Consider the following 14877-nt stretch of genomic DNA (forward strand, 5'->3'; position numbering starts at 1 on the left):
CTTATGAGCCATCGTTCTTTGCATTTGTTCCTGTTGGCGGCGCTGATGGGCGGTTCGGTGACGGCGCATGCGCTGCCGGCATCGGCGCCCGCGCGCGAGGGTGCGCCAGCCGACGGCTGGGCTGGGCAGCAAGGCGGCACGCGCGGCGGCGGCAATGCGTCGCTCGAAAATATCGTGACGGTGTCGGATGCGGCCGGACTGCGCGCCGCGCTCAAGCGCGGTGGCAAGGGCAGCCGCATCATCCAGGTATCCGGCTCGATCGACATGGCTGAGCCCCAGCCGTTCGCCAGCACTCTTGACCAGGCCGCGCGCGGCACCATCCGCCTGCCCAGCAACACGACCCTGATCGGGCTGGGCGACAATGCGGGCCTGGTCAACGCGAACGTGCGGGTGGCGAACGCCTCGCAGGTCATCATCCGCAACCTGCGCTTCCGCAACCCGTGCGATGTGGGTCCGAAGTGGGACCCAAGCGATGGCGCGCGCGGCAACTGGAACGCGCAGTTCGACAGCATCGCGGTGTCGGCTTCCAGCCATGTCTGGATCGACCACAACAGCTTTACCGACGCGCCGCTCACCGACGACACGCTGGCGCGCGAGAACGGCAAGGTCAAACAATGCCACGACGGCGCGCTCGACATCACCGACGGCGCCGACCTGGTCACCGTGTCGTACAACCACTTTGCGCTGCACGAGAAGAACATCCTGGTCGGCTCGAGCGACAATGCCGGCCGCGATGCGGGACGGCTGCGCGTCAGCATGAGCAATAACCTGTTCACGGACGTCTCCTCGCGCGCGCCGCGCGTGCGCTTCGGCCAGGTCCACCTGTTTAACAACTACTATGCCGGCGACCGCCGCCATCCCGCCTACGGCCACGACTACAGCGTGGGACTCGGGAAGCTGGCGCAGCTCATCTCGCACCAGAATGCCTTCGATATCGCCGGCGCGCGCGGTTGCGCCGACATCGTGCGCCAGTACGACAAGGCCGGCGCAGGCTTCACCGATACCGGTTCCATGCTCAACGGCGCTGCGCTTGGCAACTGCGCCGTCGCACACGCAGCGGCCTGGCAGGTTCCGTATGCGTTCGGCATACGCCCGGCGGCATCGGTCAAGGCGCATGTGCTGGCCAACGCCGGCGCGGGCAAACTTCGCGACGATGCGCTCGTCGCAGCTTGCCCGACGCGCGACTTCCTGCTGTGCGAAGGCTTCGAGCGCAACGGCGCCGATGGCTGGGAGCTGGCGCCAGAATCGGGCGCCTCCCTGGCGGTGGGTTATGCTTCCGGCGGCAACCGGCTGATGCAGCTCGCGGGTCCGGTGCGCGCGTTTCTGAAAGCGGAGCGTCGTGCACCACTGCCGCCCGGCGACGCTTTCGTGGAGGCGCGCATCCGTCCGTCGCAATACGGCGCGGGCGGCCTTCGCCAGTTGTATCTGATGGGCCGCTACGTGGACGAACGGAACTGGGTCGGGGCCGGGGTCGACCTACCGGAGGGCGGCAGCACCGTATACATTCAGCTGGTGCGGATGCACGACGGCGTGCTGTCGCGTCTGAAGCGGGTCCCGCGCGCCCGCGCGGCAGACGGGCGATTTTCCACCATGCGCCTCGAAATGGCGGAAACCGCACTCGCGGTTTACCTCGACGGCGAAAAGATCACGACGGCGCCGCAGCCGGCGTTTGCAGGACCGCAGGGCCGCATCGGCATCTACAGCAATGGCGGTGGTTTCGAGCTCGACGACCTGCGCCTCGGCGTGCCGGGCGTGCAGCCGGCACGGCTGGCGCCCGCCCTCACCGGCAATACCGTAACCGCGCAGGCCGGCGACCCGCCACTGCGGCTGGCCATCAGCGCGGTGGCCAGCGATGGATTCACGCGGCTGCCGTTCACGGCACGCTCGAGCAACCCGGCGGTTGCCACCGTCAGCGCAGGGGCCGATGGCATTATCATTACGCCAAAGGCGCCCGGCGTGGCCAGCGCGGTAATCGCCAGCACGGCCGACCCCACGGCGCAAACCACAATCGACGCCACCGTTACGCCGGCGTTCGCAATGCCGGCGCAGCGTTACAACCTGGCCGGCGCGGTGTCGCCAGGCGCTCGTTCCACCGGAGTGCCGACCGACACCGTGCTGCGCATCGCTTTCGACCAGCCTCCAACGCTTGGCAAGGCCGGATCGGTCAGGATCTTCCGCACTGCCGACGACGCACTGGTAGACATCATCCGCACCGGCGAGGAAATCGGCGCCATCGGCTACCCTGGGCAGGCCCGTTCGCGCTACGTGCGCCATACGCCGATCAAGGTGGACGGCAATACCGTGACCATCAAGCCGCACGGCGGCAAGCTGGCCTACGGCACCGACTATTACGTGGCTGCCGATAACGGCGTGTTCAACGACGCCACACTTGGCGGGCGCCCGTTCGCGGGCATTGGCAAGAATGCCGGATGGTCGTTCCGCACGAAGGCCGCCGCGCCTGTGGGTTCCAGCATCACCGTCGACGACGACGGCCCGGCCGACTTCCGGACCGTACAGGGCGCGCTGAACCACGCAATGAGCAGGTTTCCGAAGGCGGCGCCGGTAACGATCAATGTGCGCAACGGGAAATACGAGGAGCTACTGTTCATCCTGGCCAGGGACAACCTGGCGATCCGCGGCGAGAGCCGCGACGGGGTGGTCATCCATGCGGCCAACAGCGATGGCACCAATCCCGGCTCGGGAGTGAGCCAGGCTGCGGGCTCGCCCTCCTTTTCCGGCGGCCGTTCGCTGCTGATGATCGAGGAGGCGGACATGATCACGCTCGACACGCTCACGCTGCGCAACACGACGCTGCGCTCGCAGACACGATCGGCGCAGGCCGAAACCGTCTACTTCAACAGCGACAGCGGCCGCCTCATCGCCAAAAATGCGAGCTTCTTCAGCGAGCAGGACACGATCCAGGTGAAGGGATACGCGTGGTTCCATCGCACGCTGATCGAGGGGAATGTCGACTTCATCTGGGGCGCCAACCGCGCTGCCCTGTTCGAGGACAGCGAGCTTCGCTCGGTCGGCGACAGCGCCAATCCGGAATCGGGAGGCTACGTGGTGCAGGCGCGCACGGTCGATGCCGGCGGTGTGGGCTTCGTGTTCCTGAACAGCGCACTGACCCACGGGCCGGGGCCGGGACCGAAAGCCAACGGCGTGCCGGCGGGTACGACTTACCTGGCGCGCAGCCCGGGCACCGCGTCCACCTGGGACAATGTGAGCTACATTAACTGCAGGATGGGCAATCACATCGCGGCGATCGGGTGGGCCGGAAGCGGCGTCAACCTCGAGCCGGCGCCGAATCCGGCGGTGGCCGACGCACGGCGCGGCTGGCGCGAATTCGGGAGCATCGACCTGGCCGGCAATCCGATCGACCTTGCGAAACGCAGCGGTGGCTACGCCTTGAGCGCGGCCGAGGCGAAGGAGCAGTTCGGGAGCCGCGCCGTGATCTTCGCGGGCTACGGCAATGGGAGCGGGTGGAGCCCCGACTAAGGGCTCACCCTGAAGTAGTCGGCATGGAGCGCGGCTGGGCCGCCTGCCTGAAATGATGGTCGAGGAAAGCGGCCGTCGCTTCCACGGTCGGTTCGAGCCACGGATCGAACAGCCAGAAACTGTGCGGGGTTCCGGGCAGCAGGACCACGCGGCTTGGGACGCCGAGCGCGGTCATCTTTTCGACGATCGCTTCGCGTCCCACGCTGAAGCGCGCCTGCCCGCTGCCGATGAACAGGACAGGCGGCGTTTTCGCGGTGACGTGCGAAATGGGGGAGGCCTCGCGCCACAAGGCCTCTTTCTCAGCATAGCGGCCGCCGAACCAGGCGCCGGCCGACGATGGCTGCTTGGCCGGGTCGTCCTCGTACTTGCGCGCTTCCTCCGATGTGAAGTCGGACAGCCCGTCGATATTGACGATGGCCTGCACCGCGCTCGAAACGGCGCCCTGTTGCGCCGAACCCGGGTCGAAGCGGCCTAAATCGTTGGTGACGCCAACCAGGCTGGCGATCTGGCCGCCCGCCGAGCCGCCGCCGACCGCAATCTTGCCGGCGTCGACGCCGTAGCGCTGCGCATTGGCGCGCATCCAGCGTACCGCCGCCTTGACGTCATGAATGGCGGCGGGATACCGGGCTTCGGGCGACAGCCGGTAGCTGACGGTGGCAGCCGCGTAGCCGCGTTCGGCCATGCGAATGGCCATCGGCGCGAAGTTGTCGCGTACGCCGCTGCGCCAGCCGCCACCATGCACGAACACGATCGCCGGAACCGCCTTCCCGCCACGTTCGGCGGGCAGGTACAGGTCGATCTGCAAGCCGCGCTGCCCATGGCTGGCGTAAGTAATGTTCCGGACCGCTTCCACCGATGCCGGGACCTCCCGGCTGGCGATGCGAATGAAGGGATACTCCCGCACCAGTTTCTTGTATGTGGTCGCGGCGGTGTAACTGTCCGCGGCAGGCGCCGGGGCAGCCGCCTGCGCGCAGACCGGCGCCAGCGCCAGCACCGCGTACATGGCGCCGAGCGCGCGGGCGGAATCCGATGGGCTCATGCTGGAAACCCGCCTTGCCGCTCCGCGCGGCTCACGTTGAACGTCACCTGGCGCTGCAGGCTCTGGCCGGGCGCAAGCACAGTAAGCCCGTTGCCGGCTGCGCCACCCACGAGGTTATGGGCATTGATCGCGTGGTCCACCGGCTCGAAGCAGAAGAAGTTCGCGCCTGGCGGCGCGTACAGGATGTAATAGCCCATGTCGGCACGGATTCCCAGGCGGATGCTGGTCTCGGGCCATTCGATCTCGGCCTTGCCGTCCCAGCCTGAAAATGCGTTATCGACACCGTCCTGCGGCAAGCCGCGCGCGGCGCTGAAGTCCCAATCGACCGGCAGCGCGATTTCGTCGAGCGGCAGGCCGCCTGAACCGCGCGACCACGCGCGGCGGGCACGGGCGCGCAACGTGACGCCCGCGCTGCGCTCGAACCAGGGGTGCAGGCCCAGCCCGAAAGGCAAGGCGGTATTGCCCGCATTGGTCACCTGCAGCGACACTCGCAGCCCGGCCTCCACCAAAACATAGCGCAGCTGCGCGTGATACGAAAACGGCGTGCCGCCGCGCCGGTCCAGGCACAGGCTCACTCCCGTCGGCGACTGTGCCTGCACGGTCCAGGGATGCTGCCAGCCGTCGCCATGGATCGGACACGGTTCGCCGCGCCGGTTCGGGCTGAGCGCCACATGGCGGCCGGCGAACGTGAAACCGCCGCCGCCGATCCGGTTAGACCACGGCACCAGCGGAAAACAGGCCAGTTGCGACGTGGTCGGCGGCGCGGCGCCAGGCGCGATGTCCAGCGCCCGCAATACCGGCTGCGCCGGGCCGTCCGCAATCCAGTCGAGGCGTGCCAGGCCGCCCGCGGCCGAGGGCAGCACCTCGGCATGCAAACGCGCGTTGCGCAAGGAGATGACCTGCATGACCGGTTTAACGGTACTGGGGACCGTCGAGCAGGAATTTGCCACCCTGGTAGATGGTCGTAACGTCGTCCCTTTCCGGATACCCGGCGCTGTCCGGGAACAGGTGCGCGAATTTGGCCGAACTGTCCTTCGCCTTGTAGCCCAGGTGGCTCGCATAGCGGTTGTCCCACCAGGTGCTGGCATTGTCCGACTGGCCCATGATGATGGTGTGGCCCACGCGCGGCGCGAACAGCGAGCAGCGCAGCATCTCGACCAGGTCGTCATAGCTGAAGTAGGTGGTCATCATGCGCTTGTTGATCGGCTCCGGGAAGCTTGAGCCGATGCGGATGCAGACGGTCTCGATGCCGAAGCGGTCGTAGTAGTAGCGCGACATCGACTCGCCGAAGCACTTGCTGATGCCGTACATGCTGTCCGGGCGGGTCGGCATGCTGGCGTCGACCGTGTCGGTCGTGCGGTAGTAGCCGATCGCGTGGTTCGAGCTGGCGAACACCACGCGCTTGACGCCCGCCTTGTTGACCGCCTCGTAAAGGTTGGCCACACCCAGGATATTGGCCTGCATGATCGCTTCGAACGGCGCTTCGGTAGAGATGCCGCCGAAGTGAAGTACCACGTCGACGCCTTCCATCAGGGCCAGCACGGCGGCCTTGTCGGCCAGGTCGCACTTGACGATTTCCTCGCCCGCGCGCGCCTCGCCCATGCCGGCCACGTCGGAAAGGCGAACCACTTCGGCCCACGGCTTGACGCGGTCGCGCAGGACCTTGCCCAAGCCGCCGGCCGCGCCGGTCAGCAGGATCCGTTTGAATGGTTTCTGTACGGTTTGAGTCATCTGGATCTTCCCTGTCAGGTTCAAAAAAGAGTTGGATATGGCTGCGCCGGGCTCACGCCGGAAGTGGCCCGCGTTGATCCCAGTATGCCATAGAAAAAGCACAATCGGCTAGTCCACCTTGCACATTTGGCCCGACCACATTAAAATGGCCTGACCAAATTACACCCATCAACAAAACCGAGACAACCGTGAAACTACCCTCCAGACTGCTGGCTGCCGCCGCTGCGTGCGCCCTCCTGATCGGCGCAGCGCACGCCGAAGGCCCGTACCGCAATCCCGACAACAAGAGCAAGGACGATCCGGGCGAAGGGACTTACCCGGTTCCGTACAAGAAGCCGGTGGTGTCCGAGATCGCGGCCGCGCTGCAGCGCATCCGCGGCTACATGGAGGAATCGACGCCCAGCCGCGTGGTGCGCGGCGACGGCACGCCGGTCACCGACTTCCGCACGCCGGTGGCCGATGCGGTGCTGGCGGCCAGCCACAGCGATTTTGGCATCACGGTGTACGAGATGGGCGTGGTCCACGCCGGCATGCTCAAGGCACGCGAAGCCACCGGCGACAAGCGCTTCACCGATTTCACGGCGCGCCACTTCCAGTTCTTTGCCGACAAGATGCCCTACTTCCGCGCGCAGGAAGACCGTTTCAAGCTCGCACGCAAGAACAGCTTCTCGCGCTTCCTCGACCCGCGCTCGCTGGACGACGCCGGCTCGATGTGCGCGGCGATGATGCGCGCGCGCCAGGCGGGTGTCGGTCCGGACCTGTCGGCCATGATCGCCACCTGCGGCAAATGGGTATCGAAGCAGCAGTATCGCCTGGCCGACGGCACGCTGGCGCGCCAACGTCCGCAGGCCTCATCGCTGTGGGCGGACGACATGTACATGGGCGTCCCGGCCCTGGCGGAGCTGGGCCGCATGACGGGCGACCGCGCCTATTTCGACGACGCGGTAAAGAACGTGCTGCAGATGTCCGCCTACATGTTCAATCCGCAGCTGGGCATCTACACCCACGGCTGGAACGCCAACAACCCGGACGCGCCACGCTTCTACTGGGCGCGCGCCAACGGGTGGGCGGTGCTGACCATGTCCGACCTGCTCGACGTGCTGCCGAAGGACCATCCTGGCTATCCGAAAGTACTGGACCAGTTGCGCAAGACCTTGCGCGGCATCGCCGAGCTGCAGTCCGGTACCGGCCTTTGGCACCAGATGATCGACCGTAACGACTCGTACCTCGAGACCTCGGCCAGCGCGATGTTCGTGTATGTGATTGCACACGCGGTCAACCAGGGCTGGGTCAACCCCGCCACCTACGGCTCGATCGCGCAGGCCGGCTGGGCCGGGCTCTCGACCCGCATCAACGACAAGGGCCAGGTCGAAGGAACCTGCGTCGGCACCACCTTCGCCAGCGACCAGGTGTATTACTACAATCGCCCGACCAGCACCGCTGCGCTGCATGGCTACGGCCCGACGCTGCTGGCCGGCGCCGAGATGATCAAATTGATGGGCAACCCGGCATTCGACATCGAGCACCGCGTGCGCACCTACCATTACGTACCCAAGGGCGGCCAGACCGACTACCGCGAACATCACTAAGTCCTTTTGCGAAGACCGAACAAGATGAATGCACAATTCCTGCGCCTTGGCGCCATCGCCCTCCTCGCGCCATCGCTCGCCTGTGCCGCCGACAGGCTGTCCATCACGGCCAACCACGACCTCGACATGGCGCGCCCTTCCGAGACCATTTCCATCCCCTGGTCCGAGGTCAACCGCGCCCTGCCCGGCGCGCTGATCCAGAAGCTGGTGGTGAAGGACGCCTCCGGGCGCGTGCTGCCGCACCAGGTGACGAATGTGGCGCCGCTGTCGAAGGATCCGAAGCGCGCCGGCCTCGCCTACGGCGAACTGCTGTTCCAGCACAGCTTCGCCCCCGGCGAAAAATCCGCCACCTTCAGTGTGGAGAAGTCCGGCACGCTGGCGCCCCCCTTCCCCGTCAAGGCATTCGCCCGCCATGTGCCCGAGCGGCTGGACGACTTCGCGTGGGAGAACGACCTGGTGGCGCACCGCACCTACGGCCCGGCGCTTGGCGCGCCCGCAGCGCCTGGCAGCGGTAAGGAAGTGCTGGTGACCAGCGGCCTGGATATCTGGTTCAAGCGGGTCGACTACCCGGTGGTCGACCGCTGGTACAACAAGGGCCACGACCACTACCACGAGGACCAGGGCGAAGGCATGGACATGTACAACGTCGGCAAGTCGCGTGGCGCCGGCGGCACCGGCATCTGGGACGGAAAAGCGCTGTACACCAGCGTTAACTACAAGTCGTGGAAGATACTGGCCAATGGTCCGGTGCGCGCGGTGTTCGAACTTTCGTACGACAGCTGGGACGCCGCCGGCACCCAGGTATCGGAAGTCAAGCGCTTCACCGTCGATGCCGGCCACCAGTTCGACCAGGTCGACAGTACTTTCACCTTTGCCGGTCCGGCGCAGCTGACCGTTGCGGTTGGCCTCAACAAGACCCCATCGGACAAGAAGCAGGATCCAAAGCTGGCGCTGACGCAGGACCAGCAGGATCCTTCGCTGATCCAGTGGGTGCAGCAGGCGAGCAACGGCGCGATGGGCGTGGCGGTCGTGCTGCCGGCCGCCAGCGGATTCGCGGAGGACCCGCTGAACCACCTCGTGCTGGCCCCGGTCACGTCCGGCAATCCGCTGCGCTACTACCTGGGCGCTGCATGGGACCGCGCCGGCCGGGTGACTTCGGAGGATGCGTGGAAGGCCCACGTAACGGCGGCCGCCGCCCGCGCGCGCAACCCGGTGCGGGTGCGCCTGGCACACTGACATGACAAACAGCGGCGCCCTGGCGGCGCCGCCCCTGTCCCTGGTTTTTTGGAGTTCTCATGAGTCCTGTTTCCCGAGTCAACCTGCGCCGCCGCTCCCTGCTGCAAGCGACCTCCGCCGCAGCCCTGCTTCCAGCCGCCTCCTCGCAACAGGCGCTGGCCGCCGCCACCACGCCCGCCGATCCGTGGCAGCAGGCGCAGGCGATCATCGACCGCTTCGCAATACCGCTTGCTTTCCGCAAGCACGACTTCACGATCACCTCGTACGGCGCCGCGCCATGCAAGCTCGTTAAGGTCAGCGGCCAGGTCGCGTCGCAGGTCAACGGCACGCTCGACACGCCGGCACCCGGCTCCACCGACTGCTACCCGGCGATCGCCGCGGCGATCGCGGCCTGCCATGCGGCGGGCGGAGGGCGCGTGCTGATCCCCGAGGGCAGCTGGTACTGCAAGGGCCCTATCGTGCTGCGCTCGAACGTCAACGTGCACCTCGCTGCCGGCGCCCAGGTCTATTTCAGCGCCAATCCCGATGACTTCGCGAAGTACGGCGACTTCGATTGCGGCCCGCACGGCAAGCTGGTGCTGTCGCGCTGGCAGGGCAACGACTGCCTGAACTACTCGCCGATGGTGTACGCCTACGGCCAGGACAACATCGCCATCACCGGCGAGGACTGGACCAGCATCCTCAACGGCCAGGGCGGCGTGCCGTTCGAGGGCGGCTTCAAGGACTCGTGGTGGGACTGGAAAGGCCGGCACAAGGAAGCGGGCCGGATGTCCGAGATCGTGGTCAACCCGCGCAACCCGGCGTCGCTGGATGCGCTCGCTCCAACCATGCTGGCGGCCGACCGCGCACTGGTCCGGGGCGAAGGCGACCGCTGGCGCAGCGACTCGCGCTACCTGCCGGTGCTGTCCGAAGCGGGCGTGCCGGTGTCGCGCCGCATCTTCGGGCATGGGCACTACCTGCGGCCGTGCATGGTCGAATTCATCAGCTGCACCAATGTCCTGATGCAGGGATACACGCTGAATGGCGCACCGTTCTGGATGCACCATCCGGTCAACAGCCGCTACGTCCACATCAAGGGCGTCAACCTGGACAGCATGGGCCCGAACAGCGACGGCTTCGATCCGGAGTCGTGCGATACCGTGCTGGTGGACGGCTGCACCTTCAACAGCGGCGACGACTGCATCGCGATCAAGTCGGGCAAGAACCGCGACACCCAGTTCGGGCCGACGCGCAATGTCGTGATCCAGAACTCGGTCATGAACAGCGGCCACGGCGCCGTCACCCTGGGCAGCGAGATGGCGGGCGGTATCGAGAACGTGTATGCGCAGAACCTCGAGTTCCGCAACGTGTTCTGGGCCACCGATGCGCTCAACATCGCGATCCGCATGAAGACCAACATGAACCGCGGCGGCTATCTCCGGAATTTCTACGTGCGCAACGTGTCGATCCCGAACGGCGTGCAGACCACCCCGGCGTTCTACAAGCCGTTGCCAGGTTCGGCCATCCAACCGAACTCAGTCGCATCCAGCGCGGGCGGCGTGATCACCATCGACTGCGACTACGCGCCGGCCGACGACAGCGTGCGCACGCGGCCCCCGATGGTATCGAACGTGCACATCTCGGGCATCAAGGTGGGTAACGCCACCACTCCGGACGGAAGCTTCTCGTGCTACCAGGCGATGGTCATCCTTGGTCCAGTGGCGTCCAGCTATAACGGGCCGGCAGGCGTTCCGGTGCTGCCGCTGTCAGGCATCACCATCGCCGACTGCGACTTCGGCACACCGCGCAACGCCAGCCAGCCCTGGTTCCTGCACAACGTGCGCGGGCTGACGCTGGATAAGGTCACCATCGCCGGCAAGCGCTATTCAACCACCCTCCCGGCATAAGCCACTACCACCTAACAGGAGAAACAATATGGCAAAGATTGGATTTATCGGCCTTGGGATCATGGGCCACCCGATGGCGCGCAACCTGCAGGACGGAGGCCACCAGCTGCTGGTGCAGGACCGCCCCAGCGTGCCTGGCGATATCGTCGAAAGCGGCGCCACCCTGTGCGCCACGGTAGCCGACGTCGCACGCGGGGCTGACGTCATCATCCTGATGGTGCCCGATACGCCGCAGGTGGAAGAAGTACTGTTCGGCGCCGATGGCGTTGCGGCCGGACTCTCGGCCGGCAAGACCGTGATCGACATGAGCTCGATCTCGCCGATCGCCACTAAGGAATTCGCGCAACGCATCAACGCGCTCGGCTGCGACTACCTCGACGCGCCGGTATCGGGCGGCGAAGTGGGCGCCAAGGCGGCAACGCTGACCATCATGGTCGGCGGCCCGGAGCAGGCATTCGAAGCGGCCAGGCCACTGTTCGATCTGATGGGGAAGAACATCACGCTGGTAGGCGGCAACGGCGACGGGCAGACCACCAAGGTGGCCAACCAGATCATCGTCGCGCTGAACATCCAGGCGGTGTCGGAAGCGCTGCTGTTCGCGTCCAAGGCGGGCGCCGATCCAGCCAAGGTGCGGCAGGCGCTGATGGGCGGCTTCGCGGCTTCGCGCATCCTGGAGGTGCATGGCGAACGCATGATCAAGCGTACCTTCCAGCCCGGCTTCCGGATCGAGCTGCACCAGAAGGACCTGAACCTGGCGCTGCAGGGAGCGAAAGCCCTTGGTGTCGCGCTGCCCAACACCGCGACCGCGTCGCAGTTGATGCAAGCGTGCGCCGCGCACGAGATGGCGGGCCTCGACCATTCGGCTTTGTGCCGTGCGCTCGAAATCATGGCTAACCACGATATCGCCTGAGTTAATACAAGGCGCGTACTCAACAAAAATGCCAGTCAGTTTTGACTGACTGGCAGCAGACGTCCGCTATCGTTAAGGGTTGTCCGATGTCGGCCGCTTCCACAGACCTGAATTGATGCGCGCAAGCGTTCCCGGCCGGCGTTGGGCAAGCCCCGAAGGAGGAAACCGCGGGAAGTTTAGTTGTCGTCAGCCTTTGTCATAGGCTATGGCGATTTGACCGGCGCCGTTGGCTGGGAAGGTGCCAGTTGGAGCGGGCGAGTTGGCATCGATGGCGTATATAAGACCTGAAACGGTCACGGGGGGCGTCGCCTGTTCGGTGGTTAATCGATTGAAATTGAGACGCTGCGGCAGGACAGGCAAAGGAGCTCCGCATCGGTTTTGGCCGACGGTCGACGCGCTTGTGGCGCAAGCCTATGTTGTCGTTGTCGCTCATGGAGGTGCTCCCTGGTGCCGTGCTGGTGCCTGAATTGCTTTGATCGGCAAGAAGATGGCGGTGATCGCCATCGGCGCGCCGCAGTGCCGGCAAATGAACATCGTCGAATTGCGCTCGACAGGCTGTGTGTCGACGGCGGGCGCCGGGACGCGCAGTAATGCGCGCGCCCTGGCCAGGTTGGCCTTGCGTCCCGCGTTGGCGAACAGCCCGTAGTGCCGGATCCGGTGGAAGCCGCTGGGCAGGACATGCAGCAGGAACCGGCGCATGAACTCGTCGGCGCCGAGCGTCATCGTCTTGTGCATCTGATCCTTGGCACGGTAGTCCTTCCAACGAAATGTCACGCCGCGCTCGTCCATGGCGACAAGCCGCCGGTTCGAGATTGCGACTCGATGCGTGTAGCGGGACAGGTAGGCCAGCACCGCCTCGGGCCCGGCGAACGGACGTTTGGCGTAGACCACCCACTCGCAACGCCGCAGCGGCGCCATCCAGCGCGCGAAGGCGGTCGGTTCCGTCAGTGCCGCATGCTCGCCGAGGAAACGTAACTGGCCGGCGCGATGGGCCGCGCCCAGCGCTTCGAGGAAGCGCCGCCGGAACAAGCGCGAGAGCACGCGCACCGGCAGGAAGAATCCCCGCCTGCAGGCGACCCAGCGCTCGCCGTCCTGCGACAGGCCGCCGCCGGGGACGATGCCGTGCACATGGGGATGGTGGGTCAGCGCCGAACCCCACGTGTGCAGCACCAGTGTGGCGCCGATGCGCGCGCCCAGGTGCTTGGGATCTGCGGCGATGGTACACAGCGTCTGCGCCGCGAGCTCGAACAGCAGTCGGTAGAGTACGCTTTTGTTGTGCCAGGCGAGCGCGGCGACCGTCGCCGGCAGGGTGAAGACGACATGATAGTACTCGACCGGCAGCAATTCGTTGCGGCGCGCTTCAAGCCAGCGGCGCGCGGCGCCGGCCTGGCACTTCGGGCAGTGGCGATTGCGGCAGGAGTTGTAGGCGATGTCGACGTGTTCGCAGGTGTCGCAGCGCAGCGCGTGCCCGCCCAGCGCCGCGCTGCGACACTGCTCGATGGCCGACATGACCTTGAGCTGGCCCAGGCTCAGGTGTCCGCGTTGGGCTTGTCGCCAGGCCGGACCGTGGGCGCGGAAGATGTCCGCGACCTCCAGGTCGGGGTGCTCCATGGCGCCCCCTATGCCGGCTGCAAGGTGTCGAGCGGGCTGATTACTTCGCGCAATAGATCGGTGGCGACCTGGGCGTACAGCGCGGTCGTGTCGAGCCGCTTGTGGCCGAGCAGGGTCTGGATCACCCGGATGTCGACCTTCTGCTCCAGCAGATGGGTGGCGAAGCTGTGGCGCAAGATGTGCATGGACACGCGCTTGTCGATGCGCGCCAGGTCGGCGGCGGCGTGGATGGCGCGGTTCAGCTGCCGTACGCCGAGCGGGTCGACGGGATTCTGTCCGGGGAACAACCAGCCGCCGTGCAGGATCTTGCCTTCGGCACGTGCCGTCCTCCACCAGGCACGCAGGCAGTCGAGCAGCGCCGGCGACAGCATGGCGTACCGGTCCTTGTGCCCCTTGCCTTGTTCCACGCGCAAGACCATGCGCCCGCTGTCGACATCGGTCACCTTGAGCCCGACCACTTCGCTTGCGCGCAGGCCGGCGCCGTAGGCGACCGACAATGCCGCCCGGTACTTGGGACTGCACGCCGAGGCGATCAGGCGCGCGGCTTCGTCCCGACTGAGCACTTGGGGAAGTTTGCGGGGAACCGGTACGGGATGCATCCTGGCCATCAGTTCGGGATGGTGGACGGTGACTTCGAAAAAGAACTTCAATCCGGTGATCGTCACGTTCAGGGCGTTCGACGTGAAGCCTTGTTCGACCAGGTGCAATTGGAACAAGCGCAGATCCTCGCTCGTGGCGGTGTCGGGCGGGCGGCCCAGGAAGGCGGCCAGCCGCCGCACGTGCAGCAGGTAGGCCGATTGGGTCTTGGGTGCGAGCTTGCGCATCCGCATGTCGTCGATCATGCGTTGGCGCAGCGGGGTGATGGCTTGAGTCATGATGCTGCTCCTGTTGGAATGAGGCCGATTGCCTCATTAACCAACATAGGAAACAGTTTAGAATTGCATCAGAAACCCCTGTCGACGACGACCCGCCGGCAGCGCCGAAGCCCAACTACCGCGCGAGCGGTTTAGTCCTTCGACCCATAGGAGCCGGTCGCGAGACCAAGTTGCCTGCCTGAAACGGGGACGCTAGCGTTCTGCTTCGTCCATACGCTTGTTGGGCGCCGGAGGAGAGCCTCGCCACTTGGTCTGCAGCACAGGCCCGAGTGTTGGCCCCGCCTTAGCGAAAAGGTGCGTCGCAAGGCGTTCACAGTACACGCTTGCCAGTGCGGGTTGATCGAGCGCGGCCAACTGGACAATGTCCGGTGCGGCGGCCAGAAACTCAAGCAGTTTCGCCTTTGTCGACTTGGAGTAGGTCTCCATAAGAAAGTCGTACATGTCGAGCGCCGTCTTGCTCGTACTACTTCTCGAGACTTCGCCGAAGAAGGTATCAGAGTGC

At 65.9% G+C, this 14877-nt stretch carries 10 protein-coding genes and 1 pseudogene; 5 read left to right on the forward strand and 6 right to left on the reverse strand.

The features are described from left to right. The first annotated feature begins 3 nt into the window (after positions 1–3). The gene (locus D3872_RS21705) at positions 4–3498 is read left to right on the forward strand and encodes a pectinesterase family protein (RefSeq protein WP_119812746.1); all 3495 of its coding nucleotides are present in this window, start codon (positions 4–6) and stop codon (positions 3496–3498) included. 4 nt (positions 3499–3502) lie between these two features. Here the strand turns inward: D3872_RS21705 and D3872_RS21710 are convergent, their stop codons facing one another. From D3872_RS21710 to D3872_RS21720, 3 genes are read right to left on the reverse strand one after another with little or no spacing between them, the layout of a single operon-like run. Beyond that, positions 3503–4537 (reverse strand): alpha/beta hydrolase, encoded by a 1035-nt coding sequence (locus tag D3872_RS21710; RefSeq protein WP_119812747.1) that lies wholly within the window; start codon positions 4535–4537, stop codon positions 3503–3505. After that, complete coding sequence (locus D3872_RS21715; protein ID WP_119812748.1) at positions 4534–5442, reverse strand: aldose 1-epimerase; 909 nt, start codon at positions 5440–5442, stop codon at positions 4534–4536. Before D3872_RS21715 ends, D3872_RS21710 begins: the two co-directional genes overlap by 4 nt. Positions 5443–5449: 7 nt before the next feature. Beyond that, the gene (locus D3872_RS21720) at positions 5450–6268 is read right to left on the reverse strand and encodes an NAD-dependent epimerase/dehydratase family protein (RefSeq protein WP_119812749.1); all 819 of its coding nucleotides are present in this window, start codon (positions 6266–6268) and stop codon (positions 5450–5452) included. Positions 6269–6456: 188 nt separating this feature from the next. Here D3872_RS21720 and D3872_RS21725 point away from each other — a divergent pair, with 188 nt between their 5' ends. From D3872_RS21725 to glxR, 4 genes are read left to right on the forward strand one after another with little or no spacing between them, the layout of a single operon-like run. Next, complete coding sequence (locus D3872_RS21725; RefSeq protein WP_229459463.1) at positions 6457–7857, forward strand: glycoside hydrolase family 88/105 protein; 1401 nt, start codon at positions 6457–6459, stop codon at positions 7855–7857. A 24-nt stretch (positions 7858–7881) separates the two neighbouring features. Further along, positions 7882–9093 (forward strand): DUF4861 family protein, encoded by a 1212-nt coding sequence (locus D3872_RS21730; RefSeq protein WP_119812750.1) that lies wholly within the window; start codon positions 7882–7884, stop codon positions 9091–9093. Between the two features lie 59 nt (positions 9094–9152). Then, positions 9153–10979, forward strand: a complete 1827-nt coding sequence (locus tag D3872_RS21735) for a glycoside hydrolase family 28 protein (RefSeq protein ID WP_119812751.1) — start codon at positions 9153–9155, stop codon at positions 10977–10979. A 28-nt stretch (positions 10980–11007) separates the two neighbouring features. Beyond that, positions 11008–11889 carry a 2-hydroxy-3-oxopropionate reductase gene (gene glxR, locus D3872_RS21740; RefSeq protein WP_119812752.1) on the forward strand — a complete coding sequence of 294 codons (882 nt, stop codon included), beginning with the start codon at positions 11008–11010 and terminating at the stop codon, positions 11887–11889. A 429-nt stretch (positions 11890–12318) separates the two neighbouring features. On the opposite strand, the gene D3872_RS21745 is transcribed toward glxR, so the two are convergent. The 3 genes and pseudogenes from D3872_RS21745 to D3872_RS21755 all read right to left on the reverse strand — a co-directional run. Continuing rightward, complete coding sequence (locus D3872_RS21745; protein ID WP_119809002.1) at positions 12319–13500, reverse strand: IS91 family transposase; 1182 nt, start codon at positions 13498–13500, stop codon at positions 12319–12321. Between the two features lie 8 nt (positions 13501–13508). Then, entirely contained in the window at positions 13509–14375 is an 867-nt protein-coding gene (locus D3872_RS21750; protein ID WP_119809001.1) for a tyrosine-type recombinase/integrase, read from the reverse strand. Positions 14376–14567: 192 nt separating this feature from the next. Then, positions 14568–14877: pseudogene (locus D3872_RS21755) on the reverse strand (hypothetical protein); the annotation flags it as partial.

The sequence above is a fragment of the Massilia cavernae genome (genome assembly GCF_003590855.1).
Taxonomy (GTDB): domain Bacteria; phylum Pseudomonadota; class Gammaproteobacteria; order Burkholderiales; family Burkholderiaceae_D; genus Telluria_A; species Telluria_A cavernae.

Coding starts and splice junctions, on each gene's coding strand:
- D3872_RS21705 (WP_119812746.1), top strand. CDS start 4: ATGAGCCATCGTTCTTTGCATTTGTTCCTGTTGGCGGCGCTGATGGGC.
- D3872_RS21710 (WP_119812747.1), bottom strand. CDS start 4,537: ATGAGCCCATCGGATTCCGCCCGCGCGCTCGGCGCCATGTACGCGGTG.
- D3872_RS21715 (WP_119812748.1), bottom strand. CDS start 5,442: ATGCAGGTCATCTCCTTGCGCAACGCGCGTTTGCATGCCGAGGTGCTG.
- D3872_RS21720 (WP_119812749.1), bottom strand. CDS start 6,268: ATGACTCAAACCGTACAGAAACCATTCAAACGGATCCTGCTGACCGGC.
- D3872_RS21730 (WP_119812750.1), top strand. CDS start 7,882: ATGAATGCACAATTCCTGCGCCTTGGCGCCATCGCCCTCCTCGCGCCA.
- D3872_RS21735 (WP_119812751.1), top strand. CDS start 9,153: ATGAGTCCTGTTTCCCGAGTCAACCTGCGCCGCCGCTCCCTGCTGCAA.
- glxR (WP_119812752.1), top strand. CDS start 11,008: ATGGCAAAGATTGGATTTATCGGCCTTGGGATCATGGGCCACCCGATG.
- D3872_RS21745 (WP_119809002.1), bottom strand. CDS start 13,500: ATGGAGCACCCCGACCTGGAGGTCGCGGACATCTTCCGCGCCCACGGT.
- D3872_RS21750 (WP_119809001.1), bottom strand. CDS start 14,375: ATGACTCAAGCCATCACCCCGCTGCGCCAACGCATGATCGACGACATG.